Genomic DNA, 19695 nt, shown 5'->3' with positions numbered 1-19695 from the left:
TCCACCTGCGCTGACTTCCGTCGCACTTGCTTCTCAGGGATCGACGCCATGAGCGATGACGCCGGACATGACGAGCCGCACGGGCTCGACCGCGGCCTGACCAATTACGGCGACCGCGACTTCGCCCGCTACCTGCGCCGCTCCTTCGCCCGCTCGATGGGCCTCTCGATCAAGCTCCTGAACAAGCCGGTGATCGGCATCGCCATGACGCCCTCCGGCTTCAACAACTGCCACCGGGGCATGGACGAGCTGGTGGAGGCGGTCTCCCGTGGCGTGCTGGCGGCCGGCGCCCTGCCGCGGCCGTTCCCGACCGTGTCGCTCGGCGAGGTTTTCCTCAACCCGACCAGCATGATGTACCGCAACCTGATGGCCATGGACACGGAGGAGATGATCCAGGCCCAGCCGATGGATGCGGTCGTGCTGATCGGCGGCTGCGACAAGACCGTACCGGCCCAGCTCATGGGCGCGGCCTCGGCGGGGCTGCCGGCGATCCAGCTTGTCACCGGCCCGATGTCGACCGGCCGCCACAGGGGCCAGCGCCTCGGCGCCTGCACGGATTGCCGGGGGTTCTGGGCCAAGTACCGGGCCGGCACCGTCGACGCCGAGGAAATCGCCGAGGTCGAGGGTCGGCTCTCGGTCACCGCCGGCACCTGCGCGGTGATGGGCACGGCCTCGACCATGGCGTGCATCGCGGAAGCGCTCGGCATGTCGCTGCCGGGCACGGCCGCGATCCCGGCGGTGCATTCCGACCGGCTGGTCGCCGCCGAGGAGACCGGCCGCGCCGCCGTGCGGTTGATCCAGTCGAAAATCGCGCCGTCTCAGGTCATCACCCGCCAGTCCGTCGAGAACGCGATTCGGGTCCTGATGGCGGTCTCGGGCTCGACCAACGCCATCGTCCACCTCACGGCCATCGCCGGGCGGCTCGGCATCCGCGTTCCGTATGAGCGCTTCAACCAGATCTCCGACGAGACCCCCGTGCTGGTCGACCTCAAGCCCGTGGGCGAGGGCTACATGGAGGATTTCCACGCGGCCGGCGGCATGGGCGCGCTGCTGCGCGAATTGCGCCCGCTCCTCCACCTCGACACCGTGGACGTCGAGGGCCGCACGCTGACCGAGCGGCTCGACGAGCCCGCCGGCTGGGTCGACCGCGCGGTGATCCGCGCGTTCGACAATCCCGTCTCGCCGGTCGGCGGGCTGGTGGCGCTGACCGGCAACCTCGCCCCCGAGGGGGCGATCTTCAAGCGCGCAGCCGCGACGCCGGAGCTGTTCGAATCCGAGGGCCGGGCGGTGGTGTTCACCGGCCTGGAGGACCTGAGCCGGCGGATCGACGATCCCAACCTCGACGTGAACCCCGGCGACGTGCTGGTCCTCCAGAATGCCGGTCCGCACGCGGCCGGGATGCCGGAGGCCGGATACCTGCCGATCCCGAAAAAACTCGCCCGGGCGGGGGTGAAGGACATGGTGCGCATCTCCGATGCGCGGATGTCGGGCACGGCGTTCGGGTCGATCGTGCTGCACATCGCGCCCGAATCGGCCGTCGGGGGTCCGCTGGCCGCGGTGCGCGACGGGGACCGGATCAAGCTGTCGATCCGGGACAAGCGGATCGACCTGCTGGTCGAGCCCGAAGAGATCGCCCGGCGCCTCGCCGATCATCGGCCGCCGCCGGCCCCGACCCGGGGCTACAAGGCGCTCTACCGCCGCACCGTCACGCAGGCGCCGGAGGGCTGCGACTTCGACTTCCTGATGGGGGAGGGGCGCGACGGCTGAGCGGCCGGCTTGATCGCCGGCCGCGCCGGGCCCATCGTCGGGCCAAGAGTCGGGCCAAGAGTCGGGAGGTCACCGGATGACGCGCGCCTGCATCGTGGGCTGGGCCCACACCCCGTTCGGCAAGCTGGAGGAGCCGGATGTCGAGGGGCTGATCGCCCGGGTCTCCGGCGAGGCGCTGGCCCATGCCGGCGTGGAGGAATCGCAGGTCGACGGCATCTACGTCGGCTCGATGAACACCGGCTTCTCGAAGCAGGGCTTCGAGGGCTCGCTCGTCGCCGTGAACCGGCCGGGCCTCGCCCACGCGCCGGCGACCCATCTGGAGAATGCCTGCGCCACCGGCTCGGCGGCGCTCTACGCGGCCCTCGATTTCGTGGATAGCGGCCGGGGCCGGATCGCCCTGGTGATCGGCGCCGAGAAGATGACCGCCAAGTCCGTGGCCGAAACCGGCGACATCCTGCTGGGCGCCTCCTATCGCAAGGAGGAGGCCGAGATCGAGGGCGGCTTCGCGGGCGTGTTCGGGCGGATCGCGGCGGGGTACTTCCAACGCTACGGCGACCGCAGCGAAGAGCTGGCCCGGATCGCCGCCAAGAACCATCGCAACGGCGTCGCCAACCCCTACGCGCAGCTGCGCAAGGATCTCGGCTTCGCGTTCTGCAACCGCGTCTCGGACAAGAACCCCTACGTGGCCGCACCCCTGCGGCGCACCGACTGCTCGCTGATCTCCGATGGGGCGGCGGCCCTGGTGGTGGCCGATGCCGAGACCGCCGAGGGGCTGGAGCGGGCGATCGGCTTCCGCGCCCGGGCCCATGTCAACGACATCCTGCCGCTCTCCCGCCGCGACCCGACGGAGTTCAAGGGCGCGCGGATGGCCTGGGACAAGGCGCGGGCGCAGGCCGGCATCGGCAACGACGACCTGTCCTTCGTGGAGACCCACGATTGCTTCACTATCGCTGAACTGATAGAGTATGAGGCCATGGTCCTCGCCGCCCCGGGCGAGGGTTTCCGCGTGGTGCGCGAGGGGCTGGCCGAGAAGGGCGGCCGGCTGCCGATCAACCCGTCCGGCGGGCTCAAGGCCAAGGGCCACCCGGTGGGCGCCACCGGCGTCTCGATGCACGTGATGGCCTGCCTTCAGCTCATGGGCGAAGCGGGGGAGATGCAGGTGTCCGGGGCCGAACTCGCCGGGATCTTCAACATGGGTGGCGCGGCGGTGGCGAATTACGTGTCGATCCTGGAACGGCGGCGCTGAGCCAGAGGCGACGGCTCCGCCGCCCTTCCTCTCCCCTCTGCGGACGACGTCTTTCACACATACCCAGCGCGGACATCGGCGTTGGCGGCGAAGCTCGACAGGCCCCTTCTCCCGCACGGGAGCGGGGACCCGCGCTCGAGCCTGAACTGGTGTTGTCAGACCGAACGCGTGAACCCGCAGGCCCCCGCGGGGGAGGGAGAAACTCCGCGCGCCCTTTCGGCAGTTTGACCGCTGCTAAACCCTGCTCAGCCTAGCTTATCCAGCGCCTGCTGAAGATCCGCGATCAGATCCGCCGCGTTCTCCAGCCCGATCGACAGCCGCACGGTCTCGGGCCCGACCTGCGCGGCGGCCTTCTCGTGCTCCGGCAATTGCCGGTGCGTGGTCGAGGCGGGGTGGATCGCCAGCGATTTGATCTCGCCGATGTTCACGAGGTGCGAGATCAGCTCCAGCCCGGCGATGAGTTCGAGAGCCGAGGGCTCGCCGCCCTTGAGCGCGACGGTGAAGATCGAGCCCGGCCCGTCCGGCGTGTAGCGGCGCGCCAGCGCCTCCCCGGGCTGACCGGGCAACATCGGGTAGCTCACCCAGTCCACGGCCGGATGATCCTTCAGGAAGGCCGCCACCGCCCGCGCGTTGGCGCAGTGCCGCTCCATGCGCAGCGGCAGAGTCTCGATGCCCATCAGCGTCAGGAACGCGTTCATCGGCGACAGGCCGGGCCCCAGATCGCGCAGGCCGAAGAACCGGCACGCCGCCGCGAAGGGCGTCGCCGGAAAGGCCTCGGTCAGCACGAGGTCGTCGTAATCCGGCCAGGGCTCGGTGATCAGGTTGTAGCCGCCGGCCTTGGTCCAATCGAACGTGCCGGCATCGCAGATCATGCCGCCGATGGTCTGGCCGGATCCGCTCAGGAACTTCGAGGTGGAGTGCCAGACGATGTCGGCGCCGTGCTCGATCGGTCGGATCAGGGCCGGCGAGGCAAGGGTGTTGTCTACCACGAGCGGCAGGCCGTGGCGGCGGGCCACCGCGGCGATCCCGTCGAGGTCCATCACCGAACCGCACGGGTTCACGATCGATTCGCAGAAGATCGCCCGGCAGTCCGGTGTGATCGCCGCCTCGAAATCCTCCGGGTCCATGCCGCGGGCGAAGCGGGGCTTCAGGTCGTAGCGCCCGTCGAGGCGCCGCATCAGGCCGAGCGAGCCGCCGAACAGACGCGGGGACGCGACATAGGCGTCACCGCTCCTCATCAGCGTCATCAGGACCAGCTGCATGGCGGATTGTCCGGAGGACACCGCCACCCCGGCCTTGGCGCCCTCCAGATCGGCGATGCGGCGCTCCAACGCGGCCACCGTCGGGTTCGAACCGCGTGAATAGGAGAACCCGGTGCGGCGGCCCGCGAAGATATCGGCCGCCTGCTCGGTCGAGTCGAACACGAAGCCGTTCGTAAAGTAGATCGGCTGGACCCGCGCACCCGTGGCGGGGTCCGGCGCGGCGCCCGCATGGATGGCCCGCGTGGCGAAACGGTGCTGTCGCGTGGTGTCCGTCATGGCTCTCGGTCGGCGGTTCGGGGCCCGGAGTCGCGGTGAGCCCGGGCGGACCGGTGCGTCAAGCCGCGCGCTGGATGAAGGCGCGCAGCGTCCGGACCAGCGTGATCGGCTCGTAGGGCTTCGGGATGAACCGGGCGCCCTCCGGCATGTCGTTCGGGCCGGGCGTGCCCATGCCGGACACGACCAGCACGGGGATCGACGGCCAGCGATGCGCCACCAGCCGGGCGAGGGCGAAGCCGTCCATCGAGCCCTGCGGCATGTCGACATCCGTCATCAGGACGCCGACATCGTCGCGGTTCTCCAGCACCTTCAGCGCCTTGTCGGCGTGGCTCGCCTCCAGGACCGTGAAGCCCGCATCCGCCAGGGTATCTGCGGCCTCCATCAGCAGGAGACCATCATCCTCGACCAGGAGCACCACGGGTTGGTCGCACGGGCTTTCTGACATCAGACCTGCGGAGCTGTGGTGGATTCCGATGCCCGCGCCGTATTCCCCCGGGGCGCTCCCCGTCAAGGCGCAGGGTTGGCGCAGCGTCAGGCGGCCTCCTCGCGCTTGCCGAGACGCTTGTCGAGGTAGGTGTCCACCGTCTGGGTCAGTTCATCGACCTTGCCGTCGAAAAAGTGGTTGGCGCCGTCGACCACTTGATGCTCGATGATGACGCCCTTCTGCACCTTCACCTTCTCGATCACCGGCATGACCTCGCGGGCCGGCGCGACCCGGTCCTCCGAGCCGTGCACGAAGAGCCCGGAGGACGGGCAGGGCGCCAGGAAGGTGAAGTCGTAGCGATTCGCCATCGCGGCGATCGAGATGAAGCCCTCGATCTCGGGGCGGCGCATCAGCAACTGCATGCCGATCCATGAGCCGAACGACACGCCCGCGATCCAGCAGGACTTCGCCTCCGGATTGACCGACTGCACCCAATCGAGAGCCGCAGCGGCATCGGACAATTCGCCCGAGCCGTGATCGAACGCGCCCTGGCTGCGACCGACCCCACGGAAATTGAAACGCAGGGCTGCGAAGCCGCGGTTGGCGAAGGTGTAGAAAAGGTTGTACACAATCTGATTGTTCATCGTGCCCCCGAATTGCGGGTGCGGGTGCAGGATGATGGCGATCGGCGCGCCGCGCTTCTTGGGGGCCTGATAACGGCCTTCCAGGCGACCGGCGGGGCCGGTGAAGATGACTTCGGGCATGGTCCGCTACTCACTCTCGCATTCGCCCGCCGCGCGCGCGGCGCCAAGCTCAAGCAGCCTTGACTCGATGCGGGAGCACCATAAAAGCACTCTTAGAACAGTTCTAGTCGATTAGAATTGTTCTAAAGAAGCCGCTCGATGTGTCGCACGGGCTGCCTGAGCCGAACCTGCCGGTCGGCGGGCCTCGATCCATCGGCGGCCCTTAGCACGTCGGACCGGTCGGAAGGCAAGGAATTGTGACGCGTGGCAGACGGGGATCGCACGGGACACCGATGAGCCGGGCACGCGCCTATCTTGATTACAACGCCACTGCTCCGGTCCGCCCGACCGTCGCGGATGCGGTGGCGCGCGCGCTGATGCTCCCGGGTAATCCATCCTCGATCCACGCCGAGGGGCGCGCCGCACGGGCCGCTCTTGAGGCCGCCCGTGCGGCCGTCGCGGCTCTGGTCGGTGCCCGGCCCGAACAGGTCGTGTTCACCAGCGGCGGGACCGAGGCGGCGAACGCGGTCCTGTCGGGCGATCTGCGCGGCCGCGGCCTGCCGGCGCCGACGCGGCTGTTGCACACGGCGACCGAGCATCCCTGCGTCGCCGCAGGCCACCGGTTCCCGGAGGCCGCGGTGGAGCGGCTGCCGGTGACCCGGGAGGGCATCATCGACCTCGCCGCCCTGGAGAGTCGCCTCGCCGCGCTGGCGGACGAGACCGTGCTGCTCTCGGTCCACGCGGCGAACAACGAGACCGGCGCCGTGCAGCCGCTCGCCGAGGTCGTGGCCCTGGCGCGGGGGCATGGCCGAACGCTGGTTCACAGCGACGCCGTGCAGGCGGTCGGCAAGGTCCCCCTCGACATGGCGGCCCTCGGCCTCGACGCCCTGACCCTGTCGGGCCATAAATTCGCGGCGCCGAAGGGTGTCGGCGCGCTGGTGCTGGCCGAAGGCGTCAGCCTCGAGAGCGCCTTCCTGCGCGGCGGCGGACAGGAGCGTCGGCAGCGCTGCGGCACCGAATGCCTGCCGGCCATCGTCGGCATGGGCGAGGCAGCCCGGGCCGCCCGCGCGGCGCTCGATGTAGAGAGCGCGCGGCTCACCGACCTGCGCGATCGGATCGAAGCCGGGGTGCGGGCTCTGGCGCCCGATGCCGTCATCTTCGCGGCCGGAGCCCCGCGCCTGCCCAACACCCTGAATTTCTCGGTCCCGGGCCTCGACGCGCCCGCGTCCGTGATCGCCCTCGATCTCGCCGGCGTGGCGGTGTCGTCGGGCTCGGCCTGCTCGTCGGGTAAGGTCGCGCGCTCGGCGACGCTCGCCGCGATGGGCGTGGATGCGGATCTCGCCGGGGGGGCGCTGCGCGTCAGCCTCGGCTGGAACACGGTGGACGCGGATGCGGCATGCTTCCTCGACGCCTTCGAACGGGTCGTGCAGACCCTATATAAACGGCGAGGACAGGCGGCCTGAGCGCCGTCCCCCCCGCTTTCCGCCAGATGCTTCCCGGCCCTTGACGCCGGAGATGCCTAGGAGACGCCTATGCCTGCCGTGCAGGAAACCATTGACCGGGTCCGCTCGATCGACCTCGACCAGTACAAGTACGGGTTCGAGACCACCATCGAGATGGAGAAGTCCGAGAAGGGCATCTCCGAGGATGTGGTGCGCTTCATCTCGGCCAAGAAGAACGAGCCGGCATGGCTGCTGGAATGGCGCCTCGACGCCTATCGGCGCTGGCTGACCATGCAGGAGCCGGAATGGGCCCGGGTTTCCTACGACAAAGTCAACTACAACGACATCTACTATTACGCGGCGCCCAAGCGCCCGGCCGCGATGTCGCTCGACGAGATCGACCCGGAGATCCTGAAGACCTACGAGAAGCTCGGCATCCCCCTGCGTGAGGTCGAGGTGCTGGAGGGCATCGCGCCGGAGCGCCGCGTCGCGGTCGATGCCGTGTTCGATTCGGTCTCGGTGGCCACCACCTTCAAGAAGGAGCTCTCGAAGGCCGGCGTGATCTTCATGCCGATCTCCGAGGCCGTGCAGGAATACCCGGAGCTGGTGAAGAAGTATCTCGGCTCGGTCGTGCCGGCGACCGACAACTTCTTCGCGACGCTCAACTCGGCCGTCTTCTCGGACGGGTCGTTCGTCTACATCCCGCCGGGCGTCCGCTGCCCGATGGAGCTGTCGACCTATTTCCGCATCAACGAGCGCGACACCGGCCAGTTCGAGCGCACGCTGATCATCGCCGACAAGGGCTCCTACGTCTCGTATCTGGAGGGCTGCACCGCCCCGAAGCGCGACGACAACCAGCTCCACGCCGCGGTGGTCGAGCTGGTCGCCCTGGACGATGCCGAGATCAAGTACTCGACCGTGCAGAACTGGTACCCGGGTGACAACGACGGCAAGGGCGGGATCTACAACTTCGTGACCAAGCGCGGCGATTGCCGCGGCGCCCGCTCGAAGATCTCGTGGACGCAGGTCGAGACCGGCTCGGCGATCACGTGGAAGTACCCGTCCTGCATCCTGCGCGGCGACGAATCCCGCGGCGAGTTCTACTCGATCGCGGTGTCGAACGGCATGCAGCAGGTCGATTCCGGCACCAAGATGATCCATCTCGGCAAGAACACGACCAGCAGGATCATCTCGAAGGGCATCTCGGCGGGCCGCTCGCAGAACACCTATCGCGGTCTGGTCTCGGCCCACCGCAAGGCTTCGAACGCCCGGAACTTCACGAACTGCGACTCCCTGCTGATCGGCGACCAGTGCGGTGCGCACACCGTGCCGTACATCGAGTCGAAGAACGCCTCGGCGGTGTTCGAGCACGAGGCCACCACCTCGAAGATCTCCGAGGATCAGAAGTTCTACTGCCAGCAGCGCGGCCTCTCCGAGGAGGAGGCGACCGCGCTGATCGTCAACGGCTTCGTCCGGGACGTGCTGCAGCAACTGCCGATGGAGTTCGCCGTCGAGGCGCAGAAGCTGATCTCGATCAGCCTGGAAGGCTCGGTGGGCTGAGCGCCCTCAACGTGTGTGTGCATCCTCCCTCCCCCTTGTGGGGAGGGGCAGGGGTGAGGGTGGTGCCGGATGAAACGCGGCGTTGCCTTCTGCTCCACCCCCACCTCCGGCTCCTCCCCACAAGGGGGAGGAGAGCGCGCCTTGCACTTCGTCACGCCAGGATGCGTGAGCGGCGAGGCCTTGGGGGCAAGGGACAATCCGTGAATCCGAACAGGACTACCGACCAATGCTGGAAATCAAGAACCTCGTCGTGCAGATCGAGGACAACCGCATCCTGAACGGCCTGAACCTGACCGTGAACGACGGCGAGGTCGCCGCCATCATGGGTCCGAACGGCTCGGGCAAGTCGACCCTCTCGTACGTCATCGCCGGCAAGGAGGACTACGAGGTCCTCGACGGCGAGATCCTGCTGGACGGGCAGAACGTGCTGGAGATGGCCGCCGACGAGCGCGCCGCGGCTGGTATCTTCCTGGCCTTTCAGTATCCGCTGGAGATCCCCGGCGTCGGCACGATGACGTTCCTGAAGGCCTGCCTCAACGCCCAGCGCAAGGCGCGCGGCGAGGCCGAGCTGTCGACGCCCGACTTCATCCGGGCGGTGAACGGCGCGGCCGACAAGCTCGAGATCAACAAGGAGATGCTCAAGCGCGCCCTCAACGTCGGCTTCTCCGGCGGCGAGAAGAAGCGCATGGAGATCCTGCAGATGGCGCTGCTGCAGCCGAAGTTCTGCGTGCTCGACGAGACCGATTCCGGCCTCGACATCGACGCCCTGCGCATCGTCTCCGAGGGCGTGAATGCCTTGCGCGACCAGGGCCGCGCGTTCCTGGTGATCACCCACTATCAGCGGCTGCTCAACCATATTGTGCCCGATACCGTGCACGTCATGTCGAAGGGCCAGATCGTGAAGACCGGCGGCAAGGAGTTGGCCCTGGAGCTCGAAGCTTCGGGCTACGCCGAGTACCGCACCAACGAGGCGGCCTGAGCCATGGCCGACGTCACCAACCTCCGCTCGCCCGCCGAGGCCGGCCTGTCGAAGCTGTTCGAGACGGCCCGCCAGAGCTTCGCCAGCGACGCGACCATCGCCCGCGAGGAGGCGTTCCGCTTCTTCGAGGCGACCGGTCTGCCGAGCCGCCGGGTCGAGGCGTTCAAGTACACCGACCTGCGGGCTGCCATCAGCGAGGCCGCGCCGCCGGCCGAGGCGCCGAGCCTCGAGGCCTCCAAGGTGGCGGTCGCCAAGGCGAAGGGCTTTGCCGGGATCGAGGCCGCGCGCTTGACCTTCGTGAACGGCCATCTCGTCCGCGCGCTGTCCGATCTCGATCGGATCCCGGCCGGCGTCACGGTCTTGCCGCTGAACGACGCGCTGAGCCAGGGCGAGGACGCCTTGACCCAGCTCGCCCCCGTGCCCCAGGCACGGGAGAACCCGATCTATCAGCTCAACACCGCCTTCCTGGCGGACGGCGCCGTGATCCGCGTCGCTCCCGGCGCCAAGCCGGCGCAGCCGATCCACCTGCGCTTCGTCGGCACCGGCAGCACGCCGTTCTCGACGGCGACCCGCGTGCTCGTCCAGATCGGCGAGGGCGCGGAATTCAGCCTGCTGGAGAGCCACGAGGGACCAAACGGCCTCACCTGCCAGCCCAACGACGCCCTCGACGTGGTGGTCGGCCCCAGGGCCGCCTTCCGGCACACCCGCCTGAACATCGAAGGCGACGCGACCATTGCGCTCTCGACCCTGTCGCTGAAGGTCGAGGCCGAGGGTCAGGTCGAGACCGTGAACCTCGTCACCGGGGCGGTTCTGTCGCGCCACCAGATCTACGTGCATGTCGCGGGCGACGACACCAACGTCGTGGTCAATGGCGCCGCCATGCTGCGCAACGGCCAGCTCGCCGACTCGACGCTGCTCGCCGACCACGCCGCCGTGGGCGGCGTCGGCCGCGAGCAGTTCAAGTGGATCATCGACGGCGACGCCACCGGCGTGTTCCAGGGCAAGATCATCGTCCGTCAGGCCGCCCAGAAGACCGACGGCAAGATGAAGTCCGACTGCCTCCTCCTCACCGACGAGGGGCAGATGATGAACAAGCCGGAACTGGAAATCTTCGCCGACGACGTCGCCTGCGGCCATGGGGCCACCTGCGGCGCGCCGGATCCGGAACTGCTGTTCTACCTGATGGCCCGCGGCCTGCCGCGCCCGATCGCCGAGAGCCTGCTGGTTCAGGCCTTCGTGGGCGAGGCGGTGGAGGCGGTCACGCACGAGGGCGCCCGCGCGGCGCTGATCGGCGAGATCGAAGCCTGGCTGAAGGCGCGGGGCTGACACCGACTCAACCCTCCCCCCTCTGCGGGGGAGGGTGCCGAACGGAGTGAGGCGGGAGAGGGGAGCGACGGTGGAGAACAAGGCTTTGTTCTCGACACCCGCTCAGTCCTTTCCAGCGGCCGGGCTCCCCTCTCCCGACCCCCTTCGGGGGCCACCCTCCCCCGCAGCGGGGGGAGGGAGATCCGCGAGCGTGACCCGATGAACGCACCCGTCCTCACCCCCACCTACGACGTCGAGGCGATCCGCACGGATTTCCCGATCCTGGCGCAGCAGGTCTACGGCAAAAAGCTGGTCTATCTCGACAACGCCGCGTCGGCTCAGAAACCGCGGCAGGTGATCGACGCGATGGTCTCCTGCATGGAGACCGGCTACGCCAACGTCCATCGTGGCCTGCACTACATGGCCAACGCCGCGACCGAGGGGTTCGAGGGCGCCCGCGAGACCACGCGCCAGTTCCTCAACGCCGCCTCGACCGACGAGATCATCTTCACCCGCAACGCCACCGAGGCCTACAACTTGGTGGCCTCGTCGATGGGCTGGGGTGGCCTGATCGGGGAGGGGGACGAGATCATCCTCTCGATCATGGAGCACCACTCCAACATCGTGCCCTGGCACTTCCTGCGCGAGCGTCGCGGCGCCGTGATCAAGTGGGCGCCGGTCGACGACGCGGGCAACTTCCTCGTCGAGGAATTCGAAAAACTATTCTCGCCGCGCACCAAGATGGTGGCAATCACCCACATGTCGAACGTGCTCGGCACGGTGACGCCCGCCGCCGAGATCGTGCGCATCGCCCACGCCCACGGCGTGCCGGTGCTGCTCGACGGGGCGCAGAGCGCGGTGCATCAGCCGGTCGACGTGCAGGCGCTCGACTGCGACTTCTTCGTCTTCACCGGCCACAAGGTCTACGGCCCGACTGGGATCGGCGTGCTCTACGGCAAGAAGGAATGGCTGGATCGCCTGCCGCCCTACCAGGGCGGTGGCGAGATGATCCGCACGGTCGGTGAGGACGCCATCACCTACAACGATCCGCCGCACAAGTTCGAGGCCGGCACCCCGGCGATCATCGAGGCGGTGGGTCTCGGGGCAGCGCTCGAATACATGATGTCGCTCGGGCGCGATGCCATCGCCGCGCACGAGGCGAAGCTGACGGCCTACGCGCAGGAGCGGCTCGGCGCGATGAATTCCCTGCGCCTGATCGGCACGGCTCCGGGCAAGGGCGGCGTCATCGCCTTCGAGATGAAGGGGGCCCACGCCCACGACATCGCCACGGTGATCGACCGCCAGGGCGTGGCGGTGCGGGCCGGGACCCATTGCGCCATGCCGCTGCTCAACCGCTTCGGCGTCACCTCGACCTGCCGCGCCTCGTTCGGCCTCTACAACACGACGGCCGAGATCGATGCCCTTGCCGAGGCGCTCGCCAAGGCAGAAATGCTGTTCACCTGATATACGGGTACGAGGCTGGTCCCGTCCGGACGCGTCCGAAGAGAGTGAAGCGATGACCACCGACGCCACCATCACGGGCGGCATGAACGCCCCAGCCGTCGCCGGCGATTCCGCGATCCCGCCGGCGGAACTGGATCGCCTGACCGACGACATCGTCGCGGCGCTGAAGAGCGTCTACGATCCGGAGATCCCGGCCGACATCTACGAGCTCGGCCTGATCTACAAGGTCGATATCGGCGACGATCGGAACGTCGCCATCGATATGACCCTCACCGCGCCGGGCTGCCCGGTGGCGGGCGAGATGCCCGGCTGGGTCGAGAACGCGGTGGCAGCAGTGCCGGGCGTTCAGTCCTGCTCGGTCACGATGGTGTTCGATCCGCCGTGGGATCAGAGCCGCATGTCGGACGAGGCCCGCGTCGCCCTCGACATGTGGTAGCGCGCGGTCACGGCGCGTTGCACTCGGGCTCGAAGGCGACGGCCTCGTAGATGTCGGCCAGCGCCAGATGCGGGCCGATCTCCGGCTGGTCGATGATGTCGGTCATCGCCTTGTTGCACGCTGAGGCGATCGAAGATGCCATTAAGGTCGCGCTAACCATCCGGGCGCAGATCGGGACCGGCCGCAGCCGCGCGGTATCCCCATCAGAGTGCTCGGTGAAATTGAATGGCTTCGGGCTACGTGGTTGCAGCCATTCTGGAGACCGCCGGGCTGGTCGGTCTCGTTCTAGCTCTGGTGAGAATCCAGGCGGAACGTCGGGCGAAGGTCGCCGAGTTGCGGAGCTTCCTCCGCTCCGGCCAAACCGGATCCGCCGCCGGTGATCACGGTGGCTCGCATCATCGGGCCGCCTTCGGGACCCGCGTGGTCGCCGTTCCCTACGCTGCGGCACCCGGCCTAACCGGACCGACCCGTGACACGGCGGCCCGTTCCGCCCTCCGGCGCGCCATCGCGCGCGGTGGCCAGCAATTCCACGCCGACACGGCCGTCCCGATCAGCGCAGGATGATATCGAGGCCGCTGCCGAAGAGTACGACGGCGCTGAGCGTCAGCATGAACTTCAGGTCCTCGAGACGGGCGCTCATGATCGATCCTCTCTCAGGGGCGGCTGCCTCGCCGCCCGGCCAACGCATTACCAACGTATTAACGGAATTTCCGCGAGTCTTTTCAGCTTCCGTTAGGGATTTGCGGGCGGTTTCCATTTACTAAGGTTAGTCGTTCGTTAAGACCGCACCGGATCCGTTAATGTGTTCTAGCTCCGCCGGCACGGCTCGGCGGTGCGGCAGAGCACGCATTCTCCCAGGACGTCCGACGCCATGGAGCACAGCAGGACCGGCGTGTTCGCCAGGACGGTCGATTGGCTATTCCGGAACCGCAAAACCGGTGCGCTGACCGTCGGGCAATGGCCCAATCTACCCCTGTGGCTGTTCGGTGGGTTCACGTTGGGCGCCTGGGCGGCGCAGACGAACCAATCCCTGGCACGATGGCTGTCTGTCGGCGCAGACCTCGCCCTCGCGTGGTGGGCGCTCGATGAACTGTTGCGCGGGGTAAATCCCTGGCGCAGGTTCCTCGGGGCCGGGACGCTGGTCGGGCTTGTCGTGCTCATCACGCTTCGGCGAGCGGGTTGAGCCAAGCTCGTCTGATCACGGCGCCATTTCAAGGCGAGATGATTGAATTGGCCGTTGCCCGGAGGTCCGCTGATCCACTCGGCCCCCCTGTCCACCGAAACTCCGCTGTCTGCCGCGAGGTTCGACACCTAACGGTAGGTTGCACCGGTCGCGAATATGTGGATGTTCGCGCCGGGCGTCGGCGCATGCGTCCGATCGAGGGTTGGTGTTGAAGGCATCATGACGGACGCAGCGGGCTTCGATCCTAAGACAGCCACGTCCTCCGCCGACGAGCGGGTGCGGCTGCTCGGACAGATTGCAGAGGCGTTGAAGATCCCCGTCTCGACCTTCCAGGGGCGCGGGACCGCGAACGCAATTCCACGCGGACCGGCTGCCTCGGAATGCGCCGCGCTGCTGGCGGCGTTCTCGCGCATCGAAGACCCGGATCAGCGCCGGGAATGCTTGGCGATCGTCGAGCGCTTCGGCGAGCGATAACGGCTGACGTGCCCGGCCGTGCGCCGGCGCACACCGGATCGGCCCGGCTTCCCGATCGGCGTGCTATAGGGCCGGCCTTCCCGAGGCGACGTCCGTCGGCGCATCGACGCGCGCGCGGTGCGCACGTTACCGGCTCCGGGCTCGCCAACGCTTCACTCAGGCCCTGATGCCGATCATATCCATCTCGCAGCTGTCGAAGACCTACACGTCCGGCTTCACGGCCCTGCGCGACATCGACCTCGCGATCGAGGCCGGGGAGATCTTCGCGTTGCTCGGCCCGAACGGAGCCGGCAAGTCGACCCTGATCAACATCGTCTGCGGGATCGTCACGCCGAGTTCCGGCACCGTACTGGTCGATGGCCATGACATTGCCGGCGACTACCGCGCCGCACGGCGTGCCATCGGGCTCGTGCCGCAGGAACTCACCACCGACGCCTTCGAGACGGTGCTGAACACGGTCAGCTTCTCCCGCGGCCTGTTCGGGCTGCGGCCGGATCCTGGCCATATCGAGCGGATCCTGCGGGCGCTCTCCCTGTGGGACAAGCGCGACAGCCGGCTGATGACTCTGTCGGGCGGCATGAAGCGTCGGGTGCTGATCGCCAAGGCGCTGTCGCACGAGCCCCGGGTGCTGTTCCTCGACGAGCCGACCGCGGGCGTCGATGTCGAGTTGCGCCAGAACATGTGGCGTTTGGTGCGCGAGCTGCGTCAACAGGGCGTCACCGTCATCCTCACCACCCACTACATCGAGGAGGCGGAGGAGATGGCCGACCGCATCGGCGTGATCCGCCGCGGCGAGATCATCCTGGTGGAGGAGAAGGCCGCGCTGATGCGCAAGCTCGGGCGCAAGCAGCTCACACTGAATCTTCAGCAGCCGATCACGGCCATCCCGCCCGAACTCGCCGATTACGAACTGGCCCTCGCCGCGGACGGGCGCGAACTGGTCTACACCTACGATACGCGGGCCGAGCGCACCGGCATCACCGGGCTACTCACCGGGCTCGCCGCGGCGGGCATCCGGTTCAACGACCTGCACACCGAGCAGAGTTCGCTGGAGGACATCTTCGTGGGCCTCGTACGCGAAGAAGGGGCACGGGCATGAGCACGGCTTACAGCATGAACTGGCCGGCGGTCCGGGCGATCTATCGGTTCGAGATGGGACGGTTCTGGCGCACCGCCGGGCAGAGCATCCTGGCCCCGGTGATCTCGACCACGCTGTACTTCGTGGTGTTCGGCGCCGCGATCGGCTCGCGGGTCTCGGCGGTCGACGGCGTGCCCTACGGGCTGTTCATCGTGCCCGGGCTGATCATGCTGTCGCTGCTGACGCAGAGCATCGCCAACGCCTCGTTCGGCATCTACTTCCCGCGCTTCGCCGGCACGATCTACGAGATCCTGTCGGCACCGATCTCGCCGCTGGAGGTCGTGCTGGGCTTCGTCGGTGCGGCGGCCTCCAAGTCGATCCTGATCGGCCTGATCATCCTGGCGACCTCGGCGCTGTTCGTGCCGCTTCGAATCGAACACCCGGTCTGGATGATCGGCTTCCTGCTGCTCACCGCCGTGACCTTCAGCCTGTTCGGCTTCGTGATCGGCCTCTGGGCGGACGGGTTCGAGAAGCTTCAGCTCGTGCCGCTCCTCGTCGTCACGCCGCTGACCTTCCTGGGTGGCAGCTTCTACGCCATCGGCATGCTGCCGCCGTTCTGGCACGCGGTGAGCCTGCTCAACCCGGTCGTGTACCTGATCAGCGGTTTCCGCTGGGCGTTCTTCGGCAAGGCTGACGTGAACATCGCGATCAGCCTCGGCATGACCGCGTTGTTCCTGGTGATCTGCCTCGGCCTCGTCACCTACATCTTCCGCACGGGCTACCGGCTGAAGAGCTGAGGCCTCAGGGCTGCGCGGCCAGGAAGGCCAGCACGCCATCCCGGTGCGGCTTCGCGCCGACCGCGGTCGAGTGGTCCTTGCCCTCGATCTCGAGCGCCCGCGCATCCGGGATCAGGGCGGCGAGACCCGGACCGGAGCCCGCGACCGTGTCGAGGGTGCCGACCGAGACCAGCACCGGAACCTCGATCTGCCCGAGTTCCGCCCGGCTCAGGGTCTGGCGGGAGCCGCGCATGCAGGCGGCCAGCGCCCGCAGGTCGCTCCGCGTCTGCTCGGCGAAGATGCGGAAGGCCGCCGCGGTCGGGTTCGACGCTTTTGTGCCGGCGGGCGCCTCCAGCGCCTCCGCGATGCCCGAGGGCAGCCCCTTACCCTCGACGAGGTGCATGCCGAGCCCGCCGATCAGCGCCGAGCGGACCCGACTCGCGTGATCCAGGGCGATGTGCGCCGTGATCCGCCCGCCCATCGAGTAGCCCATCACGTGGGCGCGCTCGATGCCGAGATGGTCGAGCAGGCGAATCGCATCGCCCGCCATCGCCTCCGAGCTGTAGGCGGCCGAATCGTAGAGCTTCTCGCTCTCGCCGTGGCCGCGATTGTCCAGGGCGATCGCCCGGTAGCCGGCCTGGGAGAGCGCCTTCACCCACTGGGTGTTGACCCAGTTGACCGCGTGGTTCGACGCGAAGCCGTGGATCAGCAGGATCGGATTGCCCACACCGTCCGCCGGTGGGACGTCGATATAGGCGATCCGCACGCCGTCGGAATTGAAGGATTCCATGCCGGGCAACCCATGCTCCTCACGCTCGGCCACCGCTTAGACCACGCGGGCTTGCCGGGGCAACGCATCGCGATCGGCTTGCGGGGGCGCGCGCCGGCTGGCAAACCCCGCCGGTCATGACGGACACGCAGCCTTACGGCACCTACGAACCCACCGGTCTCGTAGCGGCCATCACCCGCCGTACGAACCGGATTCCGGCCGGATCCTGGTACGGGCGGCGCCTCGCGCTGTTCCTGCGCCGGATCGCGATCTCGCGGCTCCGGGGCAAGCCCCTGGATGTCACCCGCTACGGGGCGCGCATGCGGCTGCACCCGTACAACAACAATTGCGAGAAGAAGGTGTTGTTCACGCCGCAGTTCTTCGATCCCGAAGAGCGGGCACTTCTTCAGGAACGCCTGCCGAAGGACTGCGTGTTCCTCGACATCGGCGCCAATATCGGAGCCTACGCGTTGTGCGTGGCCGCCTTCTCGGGCCCGGGGGCCCGGATCATCGCGGTGGAACCGCAGCCCGACGTGTTCAACCGCCTGACCTACAACATCGCCCAGAACCCGTTCCACACCGTGAAGGCGGTCGCCTGCGCGGTGGCCGACAAGGCCGGCGAGCTGACCCTGTTCATCGATCCCCGCAACCGGGGCGAATCGAGCCTGCGGATCGTCGGCACCAACGAGGGCGCCCGGATCACCGTACCGGCGGTGACGCTGATGGATCTGCTGCGTGGCGAAAGGCTGTCGCGGGTCGATGCCGTCAAGCTCGACGTGGAGGGTGCCGAGGATCTGATCCTGGAGCCGTTCCTGCGCGAGGCGCCGGACTCCCTGCTGCCCCGCATCCTGCTGATCGAGAACGGCACCGGCCAGTGGCAGATCGACCTGCCCAGGCACCTCGAGGGCTTCGGCTATCGCGAGGTCGCGCGCTCCCGGCTGAACCTGATGTTCGAACGCTCGGCCGTCAGGGCGGCGTGACGACCGGAATCTCGTCCGCAATCCTAACGCCCTCCGGGCCGACCGCACAGCGATAGGCGCGGACCACCACGCCCGCGGCACGCGCCTCCCGAAAGGCCTTGTCGAAGGCCGGGTCGATGTCGCGGGCGACATCGAACGCCTCCGCGTGCATCTGCACCACGATGACGACCAGCGCCCGGCCGCCCGCGACGACCACCTGGGCGAGGTCGCGCATGTGCCGGGCGCTGCGGGCGGCCGTGCAGTCGGGGAACTCCGCCAGACCGGCCCGGCGCATCAGGTGGCAGTTCTTGACCTCGACGTGGCACGGCCCGCCACCACCGCCGCTCGCCAGGAAATCGACCCGGCTCGCCTGCGCGTAGCGAACCTCCGGCTTCAGCACGTCGTACCCGGCCAAGGCCGGGATCACCCCGGCCCGGAAAGCCTCGGCCACCAGGCCGTTCGGGCGCAGGGTGTTGAGGCCGACCCATTGCGGGCCGCCGGGCAGATCGGCCTCGACCAGCTCCCAGGTCAGCGGAAGCTTGCGCGTCGGGTTCGCCGAGCGGGACAGCAGTGCCCGCACCCCGGGCGTGTTCAGCCCCAGCATCGCCCCCGGATTGGGGCAATGCGCCGTGACGAGCCCCTCCGCAGTCTCGATATCGGCCAGGAAGCGCTTGTAGCGTCGAACCAGCCGTCCCGGCAGGAGCGGCGCGGCGAACTGCATGGCATCCTCGGGATTGTCGTAGCCAGGAGAGCGTGTCGCGCTATCTGCCCGCGCGATCCACCCGACGCCAGAGACCCATGGACCAGACCACCGAATCCGTCACCGCCGCCATCCTCGTGATCGGCGATGAGATCCTCTCGGGTCGCACCAAGGACAAGAACATCGGCACCATCGCGGACTTCCTCACCGCGGCCGGCATCGATCTCCGTGAGGTGCGGGTCGTGCCGGATGAGGCCGACATGATCGTCGAAGCGGTCAATGCCCTGCGGACCCGCTACGCCTATCTGTTCACCACCGGCGGGATCGGCCCGACCCACGACGACATCACGGCGGATTGCGTCGCCCGAGCCTTCGGGGTCGGCATCGATGTCGATGAGCGCGCCCGGGCGATGCTGCTGGAGCGGCACAAGCCGGAGGATCTGAACGAAGCCCGCCTGCGCATGGCACGCATCCCCTTCGGCGCCGACCTGATCGCCAACCCGGTCTCGAAGGCGCCGGGCTTCCGGATCGGCAACGTCCACGTGATGGCCGGCGTGCCCGCCATCATGCAGGCCATGCTGGATTCGATCGCCCCGACCCTGCAGGGGGGCGCCGCGATGCTCTCCGAGACGATCGAGGCGGCCGGCCTGCCGGAGGGCAATTACGCCGGTGACCTCGGCGTGATCGCCAAGGAGCGGCCGAAGGTTTCGATCGGTTCGTATCCGGCGATGACGCCGGAGGGGTTTCGCAACCGGATCGTCGTGCGCAGCCGGGATCCCGCGGCGCTCGCCGAGGCGCGCGGCGCGGTCGAAGCCTTGCTGGCGCGGCTGTCGGCCTGAATGTCGGACCTCC

General features: G+C 68.2%; 20 protein-coding genes. 15 read left to right on the top strand and 5 right to left on the bottom strand.

Annotation, left to right across the window (positions count from 1 at the left end; genetic code table 11):
* Positions 1–48 precede the first annotated feature (48 nt).
* Entirely contained in the window at positions 49–1767 is a 1719-nt protein-coding gene (locus OXS49_RS04500; protein WP_267422192.1) for an IlvD/Edd family dehydratase, read from the top strand.
* 76 nt (positions 1768–1843) lie between these two features.
* Positions 1844–3013: an acetyl-CoA acetyltransferase gene (locus OXS49_RS04495; protein ID WP_267422189.1), complete on the top strand. Its 1170-nt coding sequence runs from the start codon at positions 1844–1846 to the stop codon at positions 3011–3013.
* A gap of 245 nt (positions 3014–3258) precedes the next feature.
* Here the strand turns inward: OXS49_RS04495 and OXS49_RS04490 are convergent, their stop codons facing one another.
* The 3 genes from OXS49_RS04490 to OXS49_RS04480 all read right to left on the bottom strand — a co-directional run bounded on the left by OXS49_RS04490 (position 3259) and on the right by OXS49_RS04480 (position 5739).
* A complete protein-coding gene (locus tag OXS49_RS04490; RefSeq protein ID WP_267422186.1) occupies positions 3259–4551 on the bottom strand; it encodes an aminotransferase class I/II-fold pyridoxal phosphate-dependent enzyme in 1293 nt (430 codons plus the stop codon).
* A 58-nt stretch (positions 4552–4609) separates the two neighbouring features.
* On the bottom strand, positions 4610–4996 hold the full coding sequence (locus OXS49_RS04485; RefSeq protein WP_243999298.1) for a response regulator: 387 nt from the start codon (positions 4994–4996) through the stop codon (positions 4610–4612).
* 86 nt (positions 4997–5082) lie between these two features.
* A complete protein-coding gene (locus OXS49_RS04480) occupies positions 5083–5739 on the bottom strand; it encodes an alpha/beta hydrolase (protein WP_243927070.1) in 657 nt (218 codons plus the stop codon).
* A 272-nt stretch (positions 5740–6011) separates the two neighbouring features.
* On the opposite strand from OXS49_RS04480, the gene OXS49_RS04475 reads away from it, so the two are divergent.
* The 11 genes from OXS49_RS04475 to OXS49_RS04425 all read left to right on the top strand — a co-directional run bounded on the left by OXS49_RS04475 (position 6012) and on the right by OXS49_RS04425 (position 16436).
* Positions 6012–7181: a cysteine desulfurase family protein gene (locus OXS49_RS04475; protein ID WP_267422182.1), complete on the top strand. Its 1170-nt coding sequence runs from the start codon at positions 6012–6014 to the stop codon at positions 7179–7181.
* Positions 7182–7250: 69 nt separating this feature from the next.
* Entirely contained in the window at positions 7251–8720 is a 1470-nt protein-coding gene (gene sufB / locus OXS49_RS04470; RefSeq protein WP_243927075.1) for a Fe-S cluster assembly protein SufB, read from the top strand.
* Between the two features lie 226 nt (positions 8721–8946).
* Positions 8947–9699, top strand: coding sequence for a Fe-S cluster assembly ATPase SufC (gene sufC / locus OXS49_RS04465; RefSeq protein ID WP_243999293.1), 753 nt, complete (start codon positions 8947–8949; stop codon positions 9697–9699).
* 3 nt (positions 9700–9702) lie between these two features.
* The gene (locus OXS49_RS04460; protein WP_267422178.1) at positions 9703–11025 is read left to right on the top strand and encodes a SufD family Fe-S cluster assembly protein; all 1323 of its coding nucleotides are present in this window, start codon (positions 9703–9705) and stop codon (positions 11023–11025) included.
* A 198-nt stretch (positions 11026–11223) separates the two neighbouring features.
* Complete coding sequence (locus OXS49_RS04455) at positions 11224–12468, top strand: cysteine desulfurase (RefSeq protein WP_267422175.1); 1245 nt, start codon at positions 11224–11226, stop codon at positions 12466–12468.
* 52 nt (positions 12469–12520) lie between these two features.
* The gene (locus OXS49_RS04450; protein WP_243999288.1) at positions 12521–12904 is read left to right on the top strand and encodes an SUF system Fe-S cluster assembly protein; all 384 of its coding nucleotides are present in this window, start codon (positions 12521–12523) and stop codon (positions 12902–12904) included.
* Positions 12905–13129: 225 nt separating this feature from the next.
* Complete coding sequence (locus OXS49_RS04445; protein WP_243999286.1) at positions 13130–13468, top strand: hypothetical protein; 339 nt, start codon at positions 13130–13132, stop codon at positions 13466–13468.
* 307 nt (positions 13469–13775) lie between these two features.
* Positions 13776–14087: a hypothetical protein gene (locus OXS49_RS04440; protein ID WP_243999284.1), complete on the top strand. Its 312-nt coding sequence runs from the start codon at positions 13776–13778 to the stop codon at positions 14085–14087.
* A gap of 162 nt (positions 14088–14249) precedes the next feature.
* Positions 14250–14561, top strand: a complete 312-nt coding sequence (locus OXS49_RS04435; RefSeq protein WP_243999282.1) for a hypothetical protein — start codon at positions 14250–14252, stop codon at positions 14559–14561.
* Positions 14562–14724: 163 nt separating this feature from the next.
* Positions 14725–15660 (top strand): ABC transporter ATP-binding protein, encoded by a 936-nt coding sequence (locus tag OXS49_RS04430; protein ID WP_267422280.1) that lies wholly within the window; start codon positions 14725–14727, stop codon positions 15658–15660.
* 14 nt (positions 15661–15674) lie between these two features.
* Positions 15675–16436, top strand: a complete 762-nt coding sequence (locus OXS49_RS04425) for an ABC transporter permease (RefSeq protein WP_243999392.1) — start codon at positions 15675–15677, stop codon at positions 16434–16436.
* A gap of 4 nt (positions 16437–16440) precedes the next feature.
* Here OXS49_RS04425 and OXS49_RS04420 read toward each other — a convergent pair whose 3' ends face one another.
* Positions 16441–17205: an alpha/beta hydrolase gene (locus OXS49_RS04420; protein ID WP_267422170.1), complete on the bottom strand. Its 765-nt coding sequence runs from the start codon at positions 17203–17205 to the stop codon at positions 16441–16443.
* Positions 17206–17321: 116 nt separating this feature from the next.
* Here OXS49_RS04420 and OXS49_RS04415 point away from each other — a divergent pair, with 116 nt between their 5' ends.
* Positions 17322–18164, top strand: coding sequence for an FkbM family methyltransferase (locus tag OXS49_RS04415; protein ID WP_267422167.1), 843 nt, complete (start codon positions 17322–17324; stop codon positions 18162–18164).
* Here the strand turns inward: OXS49_RS04415 and sfsA are convergent.
* Positions 18151–18864 (bottom strand): DNA/RNA nuclease SfsA, encoded by a 714-nt coding sequence (sfsA, locus tag OXS49_RS04410; RefSeq protein ID WP_243999277.1) that lies wholly within the window; start codon positions 18862–18864, stop codon positions 18151–18153. The two genes, OXS49_RS04415 and sfsA, sit on opposite strands and share 14 nt — an antisense overlap.
* A 77-nt stretch (positions 18865–18941) precedes the next feature.
* On the opposite strand from sfsA, the gene OXS49_RS04405 reads away from it, so the two are divergent.
* Positions 18942–19682, top strand: coding sequence for a molybdopterin-binding protein (locus tag OXS49_RS04405; protein ID WP_243999275.1), 741 nt, complete (start codon positions 18942–18944; stop codon positions 19680–19682).
* Positions 19683–19695: the final 13 nt, after the last annotated feature.

The sequence above is a fragment of the Methylobacterium sp. GC_Met_2 genome (genome assembly GCF_026540795.1).
Lineage (GTDB): Bacteria > Pseudomonadota > Alphaproteobacteria > Rhizobiales > Beijerinckiaceae > Methylobacterium.
The sequence above is the reverse complement of the archived record's forward strand: the minus strand, read 5'-3'. Positions and strand labels throughout refer to the sequence as shown.

Coding starts and splice junctions, on each gene's coding strand:
- OXS49_RS04500 (WP_267422192.1), top strand. CDS start 49: ATGAGCGATGACGCCGGACATGACGAGCCGCACGGGCTCGACCGCGGC.
- OXS49_RS04495 (WP_267422189.1), top strand. CDS start 1,844: ATGACGCGCGCCTGCATCGTGGGCTGGGCCCACACCCCGTTCGGCAAG.
- OXS49_RS04490 (WP_267422186.1), bottom strand. CDS start 4,551: ATGACGGACACCACGCGACAGCACCGTTTCGCCACGCGGGCCATCCAT.
- OXS49_RS04485 (WP_243999298.1), bottom strand. CDS start 4,996: ATGTCAGAAAGCCCGTGCGACCAACCCGTGGTGCTCCTGGTCGAGGAT.
- OXS49_RS04480 (WP_243927070.1), bottom strand. CDS start 5,739: ATGCCCGAAGTCATCTTCACCGGCCCCGCCGGTCGCCTGGAAGGCCGT.
- OXS49_RS04475 (WP_267422182.1), top strand. CDS start 6,012: ATGAGCCGGGCACGCGCCTATCTTGATTACAACGCCACTGCTCCGGTC.
- sufB (WP_243927075.1), top strand. CDS start 7,251: ATGCCTGCCGTGCAGGAAACCATTGACCGGGTCCGCTCGATCGACCTC.
- sufC (WP_243999293.1), top strand. CDS start 8,947: ATGCTGGAAATCAAGAACCTCGTCGTGCAGATCGAGGACAACCGCATC.
- OXS49_RS04460 (WP_267422178.1), top strand. CDS start 9,703: ATGGCCGACGTCACCAACCTCCGCTCGCCCGCCGAGGCCGGCCTGTCG.
- OXS49_RS04455 (WP_267422175.1), top strand. CDS start 11,224: ATGAACGCACCCGTCCTCACCCCCACCTACGACGTCGAGGCGATCCGC.
- OXS49_RS04450 (WP_243999288.1), top strand. CDS start 12,521: ATGACCACCGACGCCACCATCACGGGCGGCATGAACGCCCCAGCCGTC.
- OXS49_RS04445 (WP_243999286.1), top strand. CDS start 13,130: ATGGCTTCGGGCTACGTGGTTGCAGCCATTCTGGAGACCGCCGGGCTG.
- OXS49_RS04440 (WP_243999284.1), top strand. CDS start 13,776: ATGGAGCACAGCAGGACCGGCGTGTTCGCCAGGACGGTCGATTGGCTA.
- OXS49_RS04435 (WP_243999282.1), top strand. CDS start 14,250: ATGTTCGCGCCGGGCGTCGGCGCATGCGTCCGATCGAGGGTTGGTGTT.
- OXS49_RS04425 (WP_243999392.1), top strand. CDS start 15,675: ATGAACTGGCCGGCGGTCCGGGCGATCTATCGGTTCGAGATGGGACGG.
- OXS49_RS04420 (WP_267422170.1), bottom strand. CDS start 17,205: ATGGAATCCTTCAATTCCGACGGCGTGCGGATCGCCTATATCGACGTC.
- OXS49_RS04415 (WP_267422167.1), top strand. CDS start 17,322: ATGACGGACACGCAGCCTTACGGCACCTACGAACCCACCGGTCTCGTA.
- sfsA (WP_243999277.1), bottom strand. CDS start 18,864: ATGCAGTTCGCCGCGCCGCTCCTGCCGGGACGGCTGGTTCGACGCTAC.
- OXS49_RS04405 (WP_243999275.1), top strand. CDS start 18,942: ATGGACCAGACCACCGAATCCGTCACCGCCGCCATCCTCGTGATCGGC.